The sequence below is a fragment of the Capnocytophaga sp. HP1101 genome (assembly GCF_054772415.1).
Map to the genome: position 1 here is coordinate 11,947 of NZ_BPUU01000008.1, position 17,653 is coordinate 29,599.

Genomic DNA, 17,653 nt, shown 5'->3' on the forward strand with positions numbered 1-17,653 from the left:
TAGAAACTATAAAAAGTGATTATTTTCAAGAGAAAGTAATCACTTTTTTTATTCGTATATTGAGTTAAGAAACTAAGATTTTACTCAGATGTGTGTCGCCTAAAACTGGAAGTAAATAAAGGGTTGTGCACCACTTGAAGCTGTGGCGTATACCACCCAAAAAGTAAGTGCCAAAACAATTGCCTTAAAGAGGATAGGCATTGCCCCAAATACCTTTTTAAGCCATTCATTTAAACTAGCGGGGAAGAAATGCCATACAAAACCTATTGCCATTAACAAAAAGACATTTTGATAGCCTTCAGCAATGACTAGCCATTGGTGGAGGTCATAGGTTATAGCTTGAATATTGTAGATTACACTTAGGGCTATATCAAAATCTTTGGCACGGAAGAATATCCAGCAAAAAGCCACGAAGTGAAAAGTAATCACTACAAAAATGATATTGGCAATACCTTTAAAGAAAGTTTTCTTCTCAGGATTCTTATTAGGAAAGAACTCTGTAAAGGTTTTGTGAACAGCTAAAGCCAAACCGTGTAGCGCTCCCCAAATAATGAAGCGCAAATTAGCTCCGTGCCATAACCCCCCGAGAAGCATTGTGGTCATCTGGTTGAAATGGCTACGCACTGATTTTTGTCGGTTTTTGGAAATGAGTATAGCCAGCACAAACACAACAATAGCCCCTAAGGTAATGTAAAGAGGTAACATTGTTTTTTCTTGCATATGGAATGCCCATAGCAAGGTAGAAGCAAAAAATACGGTAGGGAAAAAGTACCCCCAGAAGGTACCTCTACGGTTTCCTCCCACTGAAAAGTAGAGGTAATCTTTTAGCCAAGTGGATAACGAAATGTGCCAACGTCTCCAAAACTCAGTAATATTTTTAGACTGATAAGGCGTACGGAAGTTTATAGGGAGCGTAAAGCCCATTAAAAGTGCCAAGCCTATAGCCATATCGGAATAGCCTGAGAAGTCGCAATATATTTGTAATGAATAAGCATATACAGCCATTAAGTTCTCAAAAGATGTATAGCTGTTTGGGGCATCGAAAACTCTATCAACGAAGTTCAAAGAGATATAATCGGAAATGACTGCTTTTTTAATCAATCCTCCAATGATAAGGAATAAAGCTAAAGAGGTTTCTTCTTTCGTTAAGCTTATCTTTTTGTATATCTGTGGTATGAAATCTTTGGCACGCACAATAGGTCCTGCTACTAACTGGGGGAAGAAACAAACAAAGAAAGCAAAATCTAAGAATGATTTAGCGGGTTGTATTTCGCGCCTGTACACATCAATAGTGTAGCTCATTGTTTGGAAAGTATAGAAGGAAATACCTATAGGCAAGATGATATCTTGTAGGGCAAAGTTACTTTGAAGCAGTGTATTGAAGCTATCAATTAAAAAGTTAGTATATTTGAAATAGCCTAAAATACCCAAATTAGTAACCATACTTACCGCGAGAAAGAACTTGTGAACGGCAGGCTTTTGACTTTTATGAATTTGGCGTGCAAAGAAATAATCTAAGAAAGAGGAGATTATCAGCAGTACAAAGTAGTTACCTCCTGCTTTATAATAGAAGAATAAAGAGAATAAGGTAACGTAGACTGTGCGGAAATGAGCGTGTTTTTTGGTAATAATGTACACCAAATAAAACACTAAAAATAACCCTAAAAACAAACTACTATTAAATAGTAGTGGATGATTAGGGTCGTAAGTGAACCATTGTCTTACTTGTTCGGTTGTGAATGAGAAATTATCAACAAACCATTTAGAAATGTTTTCAGTTGTGAACGTATCAATAAACCATTGCAGTAAGGCATCTATATTCAATTTAGATAGGGTTTTAAAGGTAGTTTATATTGTTTTTTGTAATTCAAGTAATTGCTCATAAAAGCATCGTAAAAAAGAGCACCTTGCTCAGTATAGCCACTTCTGGTGTAATGTACGCGGTCACCAGCAATGAGATTTTGCTGGATAAAGCGCTGTATAGCTTCATTTCCTCCTACAGCTCGGTAAAGATCAAAGACACTATAATTGTCTTTCACTGAATTATCGATGAGCATATCGGCATATTCTATACACAAAGGGTTAGGACTTTTCTTTTTGTAAAGAGAAGGCGGAGGAGTGGTAAGCAATATAGGGCATTGACCATATTGAGAGCGAATGGCTTTTATGAATTTATTTACTTCTTCGTCATAACGCGTTGCAGACATTCGACCGTAAGCCTCATTAGTACCCAGAGATATGATAATTAAATCGGGTTCTAAGGCTTTGATTTGGTCAAAAAAGAGTTGTGATTTGTTGTAATCGGAAAAATGAGCGCCATTTACCCCTATGCTGTGATATATAACTCCGTTTTTATCATTCTCTAAAACAATACCATTGAGCGTAAATGAAGAGCTCTCAGTATTAGCAGTGAGATAAATCTTATCGGAAGAGTTTAAATTATCATAAGAATAGTAACTATATAATGAATTGCCACTTAAAATAGTTGCATTAGATAAATCTACTTTTTGTTTAGGCGTAGAAGCTACCATTTCTTTAGTAGGAATACGCAATACTTGCCCTATTCTTATTTGTGCACTTTTTAAGCTATTCGCTTGCTGTATTTTTTCTACTGTGGTATGATATTTCTTTGAGATACCATAAAGTGTTTGTCCTTGCTCTACCTTGTGCGAAAGTGTTTTGGGCACACTGGGTCTCAAGGGAGCTACTTTACCTACATTAGTAGCCAATTCGAACAAACGTTGGTTATTGGGGGTAATAATTTTTACGGTATTAAAGGCATAGTTTTTATTTTTTAGGTTGAGTTCAATAACGAAGTTCTTGTTACTGGTGGAAAGCGAATAGCCTGTGATACCTACTGTTGCAGAAGAGGTGTTTTTCTCACTATTCCAAGAGATATTAGAGGTAAAGCTCACGTTATGCCCTCCGTTAGTTCTGATAAGTGAATACGGAAATACCAAGCCTAAACCTGCGTTACCAAATTCTTCTTGCAGGCGTTGTCTCACAATATTGGTCATTACATCGGCTTGAATATGTGAATCGCCGATATGAACAATATTAATCTTTCTATCTTTCAAATTCTCTAAAGCAGCAAGCTTTTCGAAGAAAGGGTTCAAAGCTGAGGCATTGTACAGATTATTGTACTCTTTAGGAGTCTCATCATCACCTGCAGCATATGCCAAAGGCTGAGCAATAGCTTGCTTAAAGGCATCTTTATCAATTCCTACTTTATGCTCTATATTTGCTATTTTTGAAGTAAGTGAAGATAAATTAATAGCTGTAGTATAATTAGTATTGAAATAAAGTGCTACTGTAATGATAAACAATACAGGAGCTATTAGTTTCTTTATGAATGGCGTTCGCTTTTTCATTGTTTTTATATTTTTAGTGTGTTATCTATCTGTTATGTTATTTATGTAAATTGTCTTTTCTTTCCTTAATAGTATCTTTATGTACTTTAGTTGTAATATTCTGTACAGCTTGAATTGTTGATGATTGTATTCTATGAGTGGTTGCACTTTGCACTTTTTGAGTGGTTGCGCTTTGTACTCGCTGAATAGTTGGTGATTGTACTCGTTGAGTTGTAGCACTTTGTACTCGCTGAGTTGCAGTTTGCACCCGTTGAGTGGCTACACTTTGTACTCGTTGAGTAGTTGTAGTTTGCACTCGTTGAGTTGCTACACTTTGTATTCGTTGGGTAGTTGGTGATTGTACTCGTTGGGCAGGTACACCTTGTATTCTTATTCTATTTGCATTGGGTTGAGTAGTAGGCGTTGCTGTTTGTACTGTTTGAATTTCTTTTATTCTTTCTTGAAATGCCTCAGCTCTCTCACTGTTATGAGGGTCTTTATAGTGCTCATACTCTTCCATAAGTTTATTATAGATAAGGTGCGCTACTTTTTTAGCTCCTCTTGGGTTAAAGTGAGTATAATCCTTTCCTGCTAATGATGGGCTGGCTTCTACCCATTGTTTCATAGAGCCTCTGCCTCCCATCAGTTCATATAAGTTAATAAAGCCAGAGTGAGTGTCTCGTGCATATTTTTGTTGTGCATTTGCTAAAGGCACCACTGCTTTATCAGTTTGCATTTCCATATCTACTTTGGTAGACTTATCGGCGGTAGAGATGACGAGAATTGAGGTATGAGGAAAACAAGTTCTTATTTGGTTTATGACTTTTGTCATTCCGCGTTCATACCACAAATAATCAAGAGTGCCATAATTGAGCACATTAGCCCCGAAATGCAATACCACGAGGTCATACCCTCCTAACGCTCTATCAAAAGCATTCATTAAATCGCGATTGAAAAGCGACAAGGGTAAGCCTGAGTTACCTCTGCTTGAAAAGTTATCTACGTATACTCCCTTCCCTTGCATAGAGCCCACTCCATAAATAGGAATAGAATCGGATTTATAAAAAGTGATACGCACTGCTTTAGTATTTGCACCATCGGTTAAAGGTAATACATTGAGCAGTTTATCAGTATCTAATGATTTTACTACTCTGACAGTATCGTTATAGGCAATTTCTACTTTGGCTTCTTTATTACCTGATGAACCATAGAACAGTGCGGGAGCATACAACTGACTGATGTGCGCTTGGTTTGACGCCTTATATTGCACCCACGTACCATTGCCTTGTGTAAAGAACACTTGTCCAGAGACACCAAAAGGACGTTTAGGGCGTTTTATATTTACATAAGATAGGGTTTTCCAAGTATTGGAATAAGAATGTAATACACTCCCTCTTGATTTAGCGGACTCAGAAGCGATAGGTAAAAAACCAATTCCTAAACCCCCAAAAGCGTTTTGGAAAAGTGCTCTTAAGTCTTGCACGATGAGGTCGCCATCAGTCATTGAGTCGCCGTAATAAGCGATTCTTATTTTACCACTTTTAGTTTGTTCTAACTCTTCTAATTTTTTAAAGAAAGAAAAAAGATACTGGTCAGACTTTTTAAGTCTTTTTTCTTGTGCTAACGAATCATTAGCTTGGCTGAGCACTTTATCAATTTCTTTGCCTGAAATGGCTTCGAGCATTAAGCTATCTACTACTACATTGCTTCCTGAGGCTTTATTTTCGGGAAAAATACGTGCGGGTAGATAGTTTTTAAAAACAATGAAAATGAGTGTTGCCAATAAAACAATAAAAAAAGATTGTTTAAAATAGGGTGTCTTCACAAGTTAGCTTCTTTTTCTTCCAGCGGGCAAAGATACGAATAAATAATGAATCAACGGTTATTTTTTTACAAATTATTTTTCTAAGGCTTGTTTGAAATCGGCGATAAGGTCGTCAGGATCTTCAATTCCTACGGCTACGCGAATGAGTGTGCGGGTAACGCCTCGCGCTACTTTTTCTTCTTCGGGAAACTCAGTGTGAGTAAGTGAACTGGGGTGAGTTACTAATGTTTCGACCCCTCCGAGACTAACTGCAAAAAGAGCTACTTTTAGGCTCTCGAAGAACTTTTTGGCTTTGTCTTCAGTTTTTACTGTAAAGGAAAACACAGAGCCTCCGCCTGATGCTTGCTTCTCTTGTATTGCCTTGCCTTTATTATGGATATCAGTGGGGTAATAGACCTTTTCTACTTCGGGGTGAGTTTTTAGGAATTCTAATAGTTTTAGGGTATTGGCTTGTGCTTTTTCGACCCTTAGTTTAAGGGTTTTCATACTGCGCAAGAGCAACCAGCTATCGAACGGCGATACTAATGCCCCGATAGCTACTTGTGCAAAAAGTATTTTCTCGGCTAAGGCTTCATCATTTACCACTACTGCTCCTGCGATGATATCGTTATGACCTCCTAAATATTTGGTAGCACTGTGCAATACGATATCGGCTCCTAACTCTAAGGGGCGTTGCAATACGGGCGACATAAAGGTATTATCGACTATGGTGATGATATTGTGTTTTTTAGCAATATCTACTACCCCACGTATATCGGTAACGTCTAACAGAGGGTTGGAGGGCGTTTCGATAAAGATGGCTTTTGTATTAGGGTGAATGGCTTTTTCTACTTGGGTTAGGTCGGTCATATCGACAAAAGTAGCTTCAAAGCCAAATTGGTTGAAGATATCGTGCATAATGCGATAAGTTCCGCCGTAGATATCTAAGCCTAACACAAAATGGTCGCCTGCTTTGAACATTGTGAAAACGGAAGAAATGGCTGCCATACCTGATGAGAAGCCAAAGCCGTGTGTACCGCTTTCTAATTGAGCTATAAGGCTTTCGAAATCTTTACGTGTGGGATTGGAGACGCGAGAGTATTCGAACTCTTGCCACTGACCATAAGTTTGGATAGGGAAAGTGGTAGCCATATTTATGGTACTTCCCCAGTTTTCTATTCCTTTATCGGTAGTTCTTACGCCGTGAATGGCTTTGGTTTCAAACTTCATATTTTAATATTTTTGTTATTAGAGCGACAAAAGTAGTACTTTTTTATATGCTACACAAAAAAATGACAAATGATTAACGGTTAATGGTTGGGAGATGCTTATAGGAAGCTTATAGGAAAGACGAACAATGAACGGCTCTACATCGGCTCTACATCGGCTCTACCATAGAGGATAAAAGAAGGAAAGGCGAAGAAAACCTCCCCCTAACCCCCTCCAAAGGGGGGAGTGTAGCGGTGCGAGCCGCACGGGCGTATGATGAGAAGATGAAGAATGGACGAACGAATGACGAATAAATAATGAATGTAAAGCGGTGATAAGATACTAAAAACATCCCCACCTACCCCCCTTCAAAGGGGGAGTGTAGCGACGCAAAAGGAATGACAAGATGTATAAGGAAGGTTAAACACAGCTTGGAAAATTATTTTGTAAAAATATTTGTTGGTTTAGTAAGAAAGAAATACTTTTGTAGCCTGCAGTGAATAACAAGACGGCACAGTATTTGTATTAAAGAAAAACGCTAAAAAATAATTTGTACTATGGAACAAAGAACATCTGTAGATATCAGTCAGATAAACGAAAAAATAGAGCGCGAGAGCGTATTTATCGATGCACTCACCAATGAGATGAACAAGGTGATTGTAGGGCAAAAACATATGGTAAATGCTTTGCTTATCGGGTTGTTAGGTAAGGGGCATATCCTTTTGGAAGGGGTACCAGGGCTGGCAAAAACGTTATCCATCAACACACTTGCTAAATCGGTACACGGGTCGTTTAGTCGTATTCAGTTTACGCCGGACTTATTGCCTGCCGACGTGATAGGAACAATGACCTACAACATCAAGCAAAACGAGTTCTCCATTAAAAAAGGACCTATCTTTGCGAACTTTGTATTGGCGGATGAGATTAACCGTGCGCCTGCCAAAGTGCAGTCTGCCCTATTGGAAGCAATGCAAGAGCGACAAGTAACCATTGGCGATTCGACCTTTAAATTAGACGCCCCTTTTATGGTAATGGCGACTCAGAACCCTGTAGAGCAAGAAGGAACATACCCACTGCCTGAAGCACAAGTAGACCGTTTTATGCTCAAAACCGTGATTGATTATCCTAAATTGGACGAAGAGCAACAGATTATGCGCGACAACCTCAGCAATAGTTATGCGGTAGTAAACCAAACGGTGAGTTTGGAGCAAATCCTCAAAGCGCAATCAGCCGTACGCGAGGTATATATGGACGAAAAGATTGAGAAGTACATCTTAGACATCGTTTTTGCTACTCGTTATCCTGAGAAATACAACTTGGCTGAACTCAAACCCCTCATTAGCTTTGGGGCATCGCCACGTGGTAGTATCAATTTGGCAATGGCAGCCAAATGTTACGCTTTCATCAAACGCCGTGGTTATGTAATTCCTGAGGACGTGCGTGCGGTAGTGTTTGACGTATTGCGTCACCGTATTGGTATCACCTACGAAGCTGAAGCTGAGAACATCACTTCAGTAGAGATGATTCACAAGATAGTAAACACTATTGAAGTACCATAATAGGTAAAAGATAAAAGGTAAAAGGTAAAATTATGAGGACTTTACAAATATCTATTTCAGATCTTGAATACCAAAAATTTGGTATCAGAGGTGAACAATTACATTTTTCAGAACTTTTGGATATTATCAGTAAAGAAATTACTAAGTTGAACTTACAACAAGCGGTTGAACTTTCTGAAAAGTATGGGCTTTCTGAAATGTCGATGGAAGAAATTTCTGCTGAAGTAAAAGCTGTAAAGAACAAGTGATAAATAAAAAATGACCTAAAAAATAAGTGGTTTTATTATGAAAGCACTGAGTACTTTAATACTGACCTTATGCTTGCCGTGGGCTATTAGTGCACAAAGGGCAATACTGCCTTTTGAGTTATTAGAGAATAAGTACGTGTTACTAAAGCTATCAGTAAAAGGCGAGGCAACGCCTCTTACCTTTTATTTTGATACGGGAGCGACCACTACTATTTTGGATAAGAGTGTTGCGGAGCAGTATGGAATAAACCCTAATCACACCCAAAAAGTAGAAGGTGCTGGAGGAAGTAAAGAGTATCAAATAGCACTATCGCAAACGATAAATTTAACCCCTCAGTCGTCAATTGAGAATGTGAATATTGTTTTGGAGGATTTAAGTAGGTTAAACAATGCCTTTGAGAAAAAGTTTGACGGTATCATCGGGAATGATATTATAAAGAATTATGTTACAAAAATTGATTTCCAGAAGCGTGTTATTTCACTTTACGACCTCAATGAGACTGTAAATACTGAGGGATATACTGAAGTACCTTTTGAATTTAAATTAGGTGTGCCTATCCCGCAGTTCCCTATACGCATTACATTACAGAACGGAGAAGTATTTGAAGGAGATGTGTTTTTTGATAGTGGAGCAGGGCTCTCATTACTCATCAACACTCCTTATAAGAAGGCACATCAGTTGGTAGAGAAAATAGGGAAAACTTTAGTTTCATCGAGTGATAACCTAAGCAAAAAGAGCACTGTAACAACAGGAATGATACAAGAACTTAGTGTTGCAGGTTTTGACTTTAAAGACATTCCCATTGATTTATCATCAGATGAAGAAGGAGTAAGTGCTTTCCCTAATTATTTAGGAATTTTAGGAAGTGAAATTATTAACAGATTTGATATTATCTTAAACTATCAAACACATAAGTTATACCTAAGACCTAATAATTTATTTGCCAAAGCATTTGAAAAGCCTATAAGTCCTATCTCTATACGACAAGTGAACAATGAGGTTGTGGTTACAAGAATCATAGAAAATTCGGAAGCTTACCAAAAAGGGTTGCGAGAAGGAAGTAAAATCCTTAGTATTGACAAAAACAATACGGGAGACTTAGAGCAATATCGCCAGATGCTGAAACAAAAAGGCAAAACAGTTAAGATTAAGTATAAAGCTACTGACAGTGATGAAGTGAAGGAAATAAAGGTAAGGCTAAAAGAACTGTTGTAATGAGTTTATAATATTTAAATGAATTAGCAGTGCAAATTAAGGGGAAAATGTATTGACGCAAAAGTTATTACATCAGAACTCACAATAAAACCATATTAGCAAAGTGGATACTAAAGAACTATTAAAGAAAGTACGCAAGATAGAGATAAAAACGCGCAAACTCTCCGATAATATTTTCGGAGGGGAGTATCACTCTACTTTTAAAGGACGAGGTATGACTTTTAGCGAAGTACGTCCGTACCAGTTTGGCGATGACATTCGTAATATCGACTGGAACGTAACGGCGCGCTACAATGAGCCTTTTGTGAAAGTGTTTGAAGAAGAGCGCGAACTCACCCTTATGCTGATGATTGACGTAAGTGGTAGTGAGCTCTTTGGTAGCCAGCAACAATTCAAGAGTGAAGTAATTACCGAGATAGCCGCTACTTTAGCCTTCTCGGCTTTACAAAATAACGACAAAACAGGTTTGATACTCTTCTCTGACCAGATAGAGCTCTATATTCCACCCAAGAAGGGAAAATCGCACGTGTTACGCATCATCAGAGAGCTGATAGAGTTCGAGCCTAAGAGTTTTAGGACGAATATATCGGAGGCGTTGCAATTCCTCAGTAGGGTAACCAAGAAGAAAGCTATTGTGTTTATGCTTTCGGACTTTATGGATAAAGGCTATGAGAAACCTATACAGATAGCAGCTAAAAAGCACGATATTACGGGTATTCGCATTTATGATCAAAAAGAAACTGAACTGCCTAATTTGGGCTATCTAATGGTGAAAGATGCTGAAACAGGCGAGCTAATGCGTGTAAATACAGCTTCATCGGCAGTGCGAAGAGAGTACGCCAAGCAATATCACGAAACGGTGAGTTACTTTGAGACCCTATGGCAGAAATCAGGAGCTGGGGTAGTGAGTTGTAGAGACGATGAGAGCTATACGCAGAAGTTGTTAGGATACTTTAAGAACAGGTAAAAGGTAAGAGGTAAAAATGAGACGTATATTATATTTCATATTCATATTATTTGTATTTCCTACGCTTTACGCTCAAGAAGTGAAGGTTGAGGCTAATACAAAGAACATCAAAATAGGGGAACAAATAGAGTACAAGATATCGGTGGAAGCTCCTGCCGATGCGGCTGTAGTATTCCCCGAAGGGCAAAGCTTTAGTCCGCTGGAAATGGTGAAAGCCAATCCTACCGATACCTTAAAAGAGGCAGGTAAGTTTCGCTTAGAAAAGGCATATTACCTCACCCAATTCGACGAAGGAAAATACACCATTCCGCGCCAACGCATACACATCAGTAACAAAGATTACTACACCGATTCACTACTCGTAGAAGTACACACCGTAGCCGTTGATACCCTCAAACAACCTTTGTATGATATCAAGCCTATTACTGAAGTAGCCTCACCTACAGCTTCACGTATGTGGTTGTGGATTGTTTTAGGAATCATAGGACTCCTTGCGATAGCAGGGGCTCTATACTTCTTCGTATTCCGCAAGAAAAAACTAACGGCTGAAGAAGAGCGGAAAAAGTTACCTCCTTTTGAGCGTGCTATACAAGACCTCAAAGACTTACAAAATTCTAAATACCTGATAGAATCACAACACAAAGCCTATTATACTCGCCTTACCGACATCGTAAAAGAATATTTAGAAGACGAAGTACACATTTTAGCGAAAGAGAGTACCACCGATGAGCTTTTGGGCAAAATTAATGCTTTGCAAGAAGCAGGGAAGCTACACCTCTCAGGAGAGACTATCAGCAATCTCAAACGCGTACTACAAAATGCCGACTTGGTGAAGTTCGCTAAGAGTAAACCTTCGGACAACAATGCCGAATACGACCGTGAGACTATTGAAAACGTAGTGATTAAAACCAAAGAAGCTATCCCTGTGGTAGTAGCCGAAGGCGAAGTGCCTACGCAAGACGCCTTCACAATGAGCGTACTAAAATTAAGAGAACGCCGAAAAAAACGCAATCGTGTGGCACTGATAGTTTCGCTTTGCTTTGTAGCATTGAGCCCTGTATTGTTTATAGGGTATAGCATTTTGTACAATAAATATTTCAATACTTATGCAAGTATCAATCACAGCAAATGGGTAACGAGTGATTACGGTTATCCTATTACTGAGCTTACTACCCCTGAGATACTCATTCGCAAGCAAATAGTAGATGTAACAGAATATAAATCGATTATTGATAAGCAATACACTTTCTATTACGGCAGCCTCAATTCGCCTTTGTACATAATGACGAATATCATAACGTTTAAGAAAGACGCCCAAAATACCGCTCCACAACAAGAGGGGCAAGACGGCGGACTTACCTTAGACCCGCAGAAGGTGAATGAAATAGTGCTCTCGCAATTAGATAAAGCTAAGGCGAAGAACATCACTACCTTGACCGAAGAATACACTTCACCGAGTGGAGCCAAAGGTATGAAAGTATTTGGAAAAATGAGTATTCCGGACGAGAAAGGCAAGTATTTTAGCGCTTCATATGAGCTATACAGTTTTACTGAAAACAATGCGCTCCAGCAAGTACTCATTACCCATATAAATGAAGCTAATGCCGATGAGATTGCTCAAAGGGTAATCAATTCTATTGTATTTAAAACAGAATAATATGCTTAAAAATATTACATTTGCCAATCCACAGTTCTTTTGGTTGTTATTAATCTTACCACTAATGGTGGCGTGGTATTGGTATTGGAATAAGAAATCTAAACCTAACGTAACCCTCTCTTCCACGATTGCTTTTAAGAAGATGAGTTCGTGGAAAGACTATTTATACCATTCACTGTTTGCGTTGCGCTTATTGGCTGTTGCTTTGCTAATTATAGCGTTAGCACGCCCACAAACCCATTCAGAAAATGCACATACTAAAATTACTGATGGGATAGACATTGTGATGGCAATAGACGTATCGGCGAGTATGCTTTCAAAAGACTTAAAACCGAACCGTTTTGAAGCGCTAAAGAAGGTAGCCTCACAATTTGTAAAAGACCGACCTAACGACCGTATAGGACTTGTTATCTACGCAGGCGAAAGTTATACTAAAACACCTGTAACTACGGATAAAGGTATTATCTTAAACGCTCTTTCGGAAATTACATATGGACAAATAGAAGACGGTACAGCAATTGGTATGGGATTGGCAACGGCTGTAAACCGACTCAAAGAAAGTAAAGCTAAAAGCAAAGTGATTATTCTGCTTACCGATGGAGTGAACAACACAGGATTTATAGACCCACAAACCGCAGCAGAGTTGGCTGCTGAATACGGTATCAGAGTTTACACCGTAGGGATAGGCACTAATGGAACAGCGCTTTCACCTTACGCACTGAATCCTGACGGTAGCATAATGTACCGTATGTTACAAGTGGAAATAGACGAACCTCTAATGAAAAAGATAGCTGAAGTAACACACGGACGATACTTCCGCGCGACTGATAACCAGAAGTTACAACAGATTTACAACGAAATCAACAAGATGGAGACTACCAAAATTGAAGAGTTTAAATACACTGAGGTAGATGAGAAATTTAGACCCTTAGCGATGATTGCTGTTGTATTATTATTACTTGAGTTTTTATTAAAAAATACCATCTTTAGAAACGAGATATAAAATTTGTTGTATCTTTGCACCCGTAATGAAAAGAAAAACTATCAACATATTATTATCTATACTTATCCTGTTCTCGAATTCAGGGTGGGCAATTACTTTTCATTATTGCAAAGACACCTTATCGTCAGTTTCCTTAGAATACATCACTTCTGCAAGTGAAGAAGAGGAAGGTTGCGCTACAATGGACTCTTGCTGTGCTTCTGATGACGATGAGGACGAAACAGAAACTTCACATAAAAAATGTTGTGACGATACATCTGTCACTTCTTCTATTTCTGATAGTACATCGGTAGTAAAGGTATTGGAATTACAACTACACCCTTTTGTAATTGTTACTTCTACCCTACCCGTATTAGAAGAGGTAAGCATTGCTAAGATGATAAAGAAATCTATCAGTACTGATTTCTTTACACTGCTCAATGCCCCGCCACTGTATGAACTGTACTGCCAGAGAGTGTTTTATTCAGGTAATAGGTAATAGGTAAAAGACAAAAGGCAAGAGGGAAGAAAATACCTCTATCCCTCTAATTTCTAAATTCTAATTACTGAACTGAATAAAAACAGAACAATAATGTACAAAAAATATATTCTTTTATTAGGGCTATTGTTGCCCTTATCACTCTTTGCTCAAAACTTTACCAAGGGCACAGTAGTGGATGAAAACAACGTTCCACTTATAGGTGCTGATGTATATTGGAATGGCACACAAATAGGTACTTCTACTGATAACGAAGGAGCCTTTACCTTGAAACGACCTGAAGGGAACTCTACTTTAGTAGTAAGTTATGTAGGTTATAAAAAGAAAACAGTAAATGTGAGTGGCAATGCGCCCCTACACATTCAGTTGGAGCTTGAAACTACTTTGGAAGAGGTAGTGGTAAGCCACAAACGGGCTAATACGATGAAATCGCAGTGGCAAGTAGCCGATGTGCACACAATGAGCAGTGGGGAGCTGCTGAAAGCCGCTTGTTGTAATCTATCGGAGAGTTTCTCTACCAATCCATCAATTGATGTGAACTTCTCGGATGCGGTTACGGGTAACAAACAGATAAAGATGTTAGGTTTGACCAGTCCGTATATACTAATGGCTGAAGAGAATATCCCTACAATGCGGGGTGCTTCACAGGCTTACGGACTCTCATTTGTACCTGGCACGTGGATTGAGAGTATCCAGATTACCAAAGGAGCAGGTAGCGTGATTAACGGTTATGAGAGTATTTCAGGGCAAATCAATTACGAAATTGAAAAGCCTATCAATGCGATTCCTTTCTTCTTGAACTTGTACGCCTCAGAGGATAACCGCTACGAAATTAACGCGCATACGAACTATAAACTGTCCGACAAATGGGCAACTACCCTCTTTGCACACGGCAATGTACGACAACAGAAAGCCGACCACAATCACGATGGTTTTATTGATAACCCCATAGGTAACCAAATCAACCTATTGAACCGTTGGCAATACGCTGATGCACAAAAAGGTTGGGTAGGCTTCTTGAATCTTCATTATATGAAAGACGAGCGTCAGGCAGGTGAATTGCGCTTTAATCCGCTTACCGACAAAGGTACTACCAATGCTTGGGGCAGTGAAGTGAACTCTGAACGCATTAGTGCATTTAACAAAATAGGTTATGTATTCCCTGAGACTCCTTATAAAAGCATAGGTTTACAGAACTCTTTTCAGTCACATCGCCAAGATTCTTATTTTGGTTTGAACCGATATGACATTCACCAAAAGAGTTGGTATGGCAACTTGATATACAACTCTATCATCACCAATACCAAACACAAGTTTGCTACAGGACTCAATGGTACTTACGACGATTACAATGAGGTGCTTACTACCAGAGCTCTCACAGGAGATTTTTCACGTGTAGACCGCTCGGTAGGTGCTTTCTTTGAATACACTTACGACAACTTGAGTAACTTTAGCTTTGTGGCAGGTGTACGCGCCGATAGTCATAACCACTTAGGTAACTTTATCACTCCGCGTTTGCACGTGCGCTACAACCCTTGGCAACAAGCTACCTTTAGAGTATCGGCAGGACGAGGCAAGCGCGCTGCCAATGTGATTGCTGAGAACCAACAATTGTTAGCTTCTGCACGTCAGCTTAGTATTATAGGAGGTGATGGTGGTAAGCTCTACGGGTTAAACCCTGAGATTGCTTGGAATTACGGCGTGAGCTTCTTGCAATCATTTAAAGTATTTGGCAAGACGGCTGAGTTTTCAGTAGACTTCTACCGCACTGATTTTGATAATCAAGTAGTAGTGGATTTGGATAACTCGCCTCAACAAGCTTTATTCTATAACTTAAACGGCAATAGCTTTGCTAATTCTTTGCAAGCCGAATTTAGTATTACTCCTGCTAAAGGTTTAGACTTCAAAGCTGCCTACAAGTATTACGATGTGCAGACACAATTCACCAAAGGACAATTGGAGAAAACCCTTACCCCAAAACACCGCTGGTTTGCCAATGTAGCTTACGAAACTCCCGAGCGCCACGAGAACAACCACGCACAATGGAAGTTTGATGTAACCTTCAATTGGTTGGGCGAACAACGTTTGCCTACTACCGCTACGAACCCCGTAGCTTATAGGCTCAACAACTATGCTCCCTCATTTGCTACACTGAATGCTCAAATCACTAAGGTGTTCTCTAAAACCTTTGAGATATATGTAGGCGGTGAGAATATCACCAATTACAAACAAGAGAACGGTATTTTGGCGGCTGGTGACCCATTTGGTGCGTATTTTGATAGTACTATGCAGTACGCTCCAGCCTTTGGGCAAATGTATTACGCAGGATTAAGATTTAAATTATTGTAGAACTTAGGAGTTAGGAATTAGAAGTTTAGCAACTATTTTCTAAATTTCAATTCCTATTCCCTTAATATTAAAAAAAATGAAAACACGTATTTTATTATGGGTAGCTTTGAGCTTCTTTGGGCTCACTACCGCAAGTGCACAACAAGCACCAAACAAAAGTAAAAAAGTAGAGTTTGCCGTAGGAGGCAACTGTGAACAGTGCAAAGCGCGCATAGAGAAAGCGGCTTACAGTGTAAAAGGCGTAAAAAGTGCCAATTGGAACATCAAAAGTGGGAATATGACCCTTATTTTCGACGAGCGCAAATGCAGTGAAAGCGATGTGCAGAAAGCGATTGCTAAAGTAGGTCACGATGCTGGTAAGGAGCGCGCTGACGACGAAGTGTACAAGAACTTACACCACTGCTGCTTGTACCAGCGATTGCCATAAAAACTGAGCAAAAACACAATGATAGGAAGAGATGAACTAATCTCTTCCTTTTTTTTTTATTACTCGCATACAAAATATATCAATAAAAGTAGTATCTTTGCGACTGCTAAATTATAAGAAATGATAGATTACTATAAAACCTTAGGGGTAGAGAAAACTGCTACCCAAGACGATATAAAGAAGGCTTACCGCAAGTTGGCGCGCAAATATCACCCTGATATGAACCCCAACGACAAGACGGCAGAGCAAAAGTTTAAAGAGATTAACGAAGCCAATGAAGTGCTTAGCAATCCTGAAAACCGTGCCAAATACGACAAGTATGGAGAGCACTGGAAATACGGAGAGGAATACGAAAAAGCCCAACAACAGCAACGTTCCCAAGGTGGTTTTGGAGGCTTTGAAGGCTTTGGCGGAGGTAACTATTCTGAGGGAGACTACTCTGATTTCTTCAAAGATATGTTTGGTGGACGCACTTCAGGATTTGGTAGAGGTTACGGCAGTGCCTCTGGTAAGTTTAAGGGACAGGATATTTATGCAGATATGTCGCTATCACTGCGAGAAGTGGCAAGTACTCAGCAACGCACTTTTACGGTGAATGGTAAGAATATACGCATTACAGTACCTGCGGGGGTATATGAAGGGTTGCAAATTAAGCTAAAGGGTCACGGATATGAGGGATATAACGGAGGACCTAACGGTGATTTGTATATCACGTTCCATATTGAACCCGACACTCAGTTTGAGCGCAATGGCAACGATTTGAAAACTACCGTAAACATTGACCTATATACGGCTATGCTAGGTGGTGAAGTGCAGATAGATACCCTCAGTGGTAAGGTGAAAATGAAAGTAGCCCCTGAAACACAAAACGGAACGACAGTGCGCTTAAAAGGCAAAGGTTTCCCTGTATACAAAAAAGAAGGCGTGTTTGGTGACCTTTTTGTAACCTATCAAGTGCAATTGCCTAAGAATCTTACAGAGCAACAAAAAGCATTATTTGAACAACTTAAAAATTCATAATTATGAAAGAGAGAATTTCAAGAGAAGATATCGTTCGCTTATATAATATAGAAATTACATTCTTTGACGATTTAGAATCAAGTGGACTTATAGAAACGGAGGTGATTGACAACACTACTTACCTTCACTACGACCAGCTTTCAGCCTTTGAACGTTTTACTAATTGGCATTACGACCTTGAGGTGAATATGGCAGGATTAGAGATTATTCATAGGCTACTGCAACAAATCAACGAGCTTAAAGGGCTGAGAAGTGAGGAATAAACGGTGCGAGCCGCACGGGCAGATAGACAAAAGACGAAGGAAACATCCCCCCGCCCCCCTTCAAAGGGGGAGTGTGGCGACGCAAAGACGAACGAATGACAAA

The 17,653-nt window shown here is 39.3% G+C and carries 15 protein-coding genes; 11 read left to right on the forward strand and 4 right to left on the reverse strand.

Annotation, left to right across the window (positions count from 1 at the left end; genetic code table 11):
* Window positions 1-99 precede the first annotated feature (99 nt).
* The 4 genes from RCZ04_RS05595 to RCZ04_RS05610 form a co-directional block, all read right to left on the reverse strand.
* A complete protein-coding gene (locus RCZ04_RS05595) occupies window positions 100-1,824 on the reverse strand; it encodes an MBOAT family O-acyltransferase (protein WP_460484973.1) in 1,725 nt (574 codons plus the stop codon).
* Window positions 1,821-3,371 (reverse strand): LysM peptidoglycan-binding domain-containing protein, encoded by a 1,551-nt coding sequence (locus RCZ04_RS05600; RefSeq protein ID WP_460484974.1) that lies wholly within the window; start codon window positions 3,369-3,371, stop codon window positions 1,821-1,823. The genes RCZ04_RS05595 and RCZ04_RS05600 overlap by 4 nt, the downstream gene beginning before the upstream one ends.
* Before the next feature lie 37 nt (window positions 3,372-3,408).
* On the reverse strand, window positions 3,409-5,175 hold the full coding sequence (locus RCZ04_RS05605) for a GDSL-type esterase/lipase family protein (protein WP_460484975.1): 1,767 nt from the start codon (window positions 5,173-5,175) through the stop codon (window positions 3,409-3,411).
* A 72-nt stretch (window positions 5,176-5,247) separates the two neighbouring features.
* Window positions 5,248-6,384 (reverse strand): trans-sulfuration enzyme family protein, encoded by a 1,137-nt coding sequence (locus RCZ04_RS05610; RefSeq protein ID WP_460484976.1) that lies wholly within the window; start codon window positions 6,382-6,384, stop codon window positions 5,248-5,250.
* Between the two features lie 536 nt (window positions 6,385-6,920).
* On the opposite strand from RCZ04_RS05610, the gene RCZ04_RS05615 reads away from it, so the two are divergent.
* From RCZ04_RS05615 to RCZ04_RS05665, 11 genes are all read left to right on the forward strand, one after another.
* On the forward strand, window positions 6,921-7,922 hold the full coding sequence (locus RCZ04_RS05615) for an AAA family ATPase (RefSeq protein WP_460484977.1): 1,002 nt from the start codon (window positions 6,921-6,923) through the stop codon (window positions 7,920-7,922).
* A gap of 32 nt (window positions 7,923-7,954) precedes the next feature.
* A complete protein-coding gene (locus RCZ04_RS05620) occupies window positions 7,955-8,170 on the forward strand; it encodes a hypothetical protein (protein ID WP_460484978.1) in 216 nt (71 codons plus the stop codon).
* Between the two features lie 37 nt (window positions 8,171-8,207).
* Complete coding sequence (locus RCZ04_RS05625; protein WP_460484979.1) at window positions 8,208-9,386, forward strand: retropepsin-like aspartic protease; 1,179 nt, start codon at window positions 8,208-8,210, stop codon at window positions 9,384-9,386.
* 103 nt (window positions 9,387-9,489) lie between these two features.
* On the forward strand, window positions 9,490-10,353 hold the full coding sequence (locus tag RCZ04_RS05630) for a DUF58 domain-containing protein (protein ID WP_460484980.1): 864 nt from the start codon (window positions 9,490-9,492) through the stop codon (window positions 10,351-10,353).
* Between the two features lie 16 nt (window positions 10,354-10,369).
* Entirely contained in the window at window positions 10,370-12,010 is a 1,641-nt protein-coding gene (locus RCZ04_RS05635) for a hypothetical protein (RefSeq protein WP_460484981.1), read from the forward strand.
* Between the two features lies 1 nt (window position 12,011).
* On the forward strand, window positions 12,012-13,013 hold the full coding sequence (locus RCZ04_RS05640; protein ID WP_460484982.1) for a vWA domain-containing protein: 1,002 nt from the start codon (window positions 12,012-12,014) through the stop codon (window positions 13,011-13,013).
* A 25-nt stretch (window positions 13,014-13,038) separates the two neighbouring features.
* Complete coding sequence (locus RCZ04_RS05645; RefSeq protein ID WP_460484983.1) at window positions 13,039-13,491, forward strand: HYC_CC_PP family protein; 453 nt, start codon at window positions 13,039-13,041, stop codon at window positions 13,489-13,491.
* 93 nt (window positions 13,492-13,584) lie between these two features.
* Window positions 13,585-15,840 (forward strand): TonB-dependent receptor, encoded by a 2,256-nt coding sequence (locus tag RCZ04_RS05650; RefSeq protein WP_460484984.1) that lies wholly within the window; start codon window positions 13,585-13,587, stop codon window positions 15,838-15,840.
* Between the two features lie 76 nt (window positions 15,841-15,916).
* On the forward strand, window positions 15,917-16,267 hold the full coding sequence (locus RCZ04_RS05655; RefSeq protein ID WP_460484985.1) for a heavy-metal-associated domain-containing protein: 351 nt from the start codon (window positions 15,917-15,919) through the stop codon (window positions 16,265-16,267).
* A 120-nt stretch (window positions 16,268-16,387) separates the two neighbouring features.
* A complete protein-coding gene (locus RCZ04_RS05660; RefSeq protein WP_460484986.1) occupies window positions 16,388-17,287 on the forward strand; it encodes a J domain-containing protein in 900 nt (299 codons plus the stop codon).
* 2 nt (window positions 17,288-17,289) lie between these two features.
* Window positions 17,290-17,550 carry a chaperone modulator CbpM gene (locus RCZ04_RS05665; protein WP_460484987.1) on the forward strand — a complete coding sequence of 87 codons (261 nt, stop codon included), beginning with the start codon at window positions 17,290-17,292 and terminating at the stop codon, window positions 17,548-17,550.
* The last annotated feature ends 103 nt before the right edge of the window (window positions 17,551-17,653 follow it).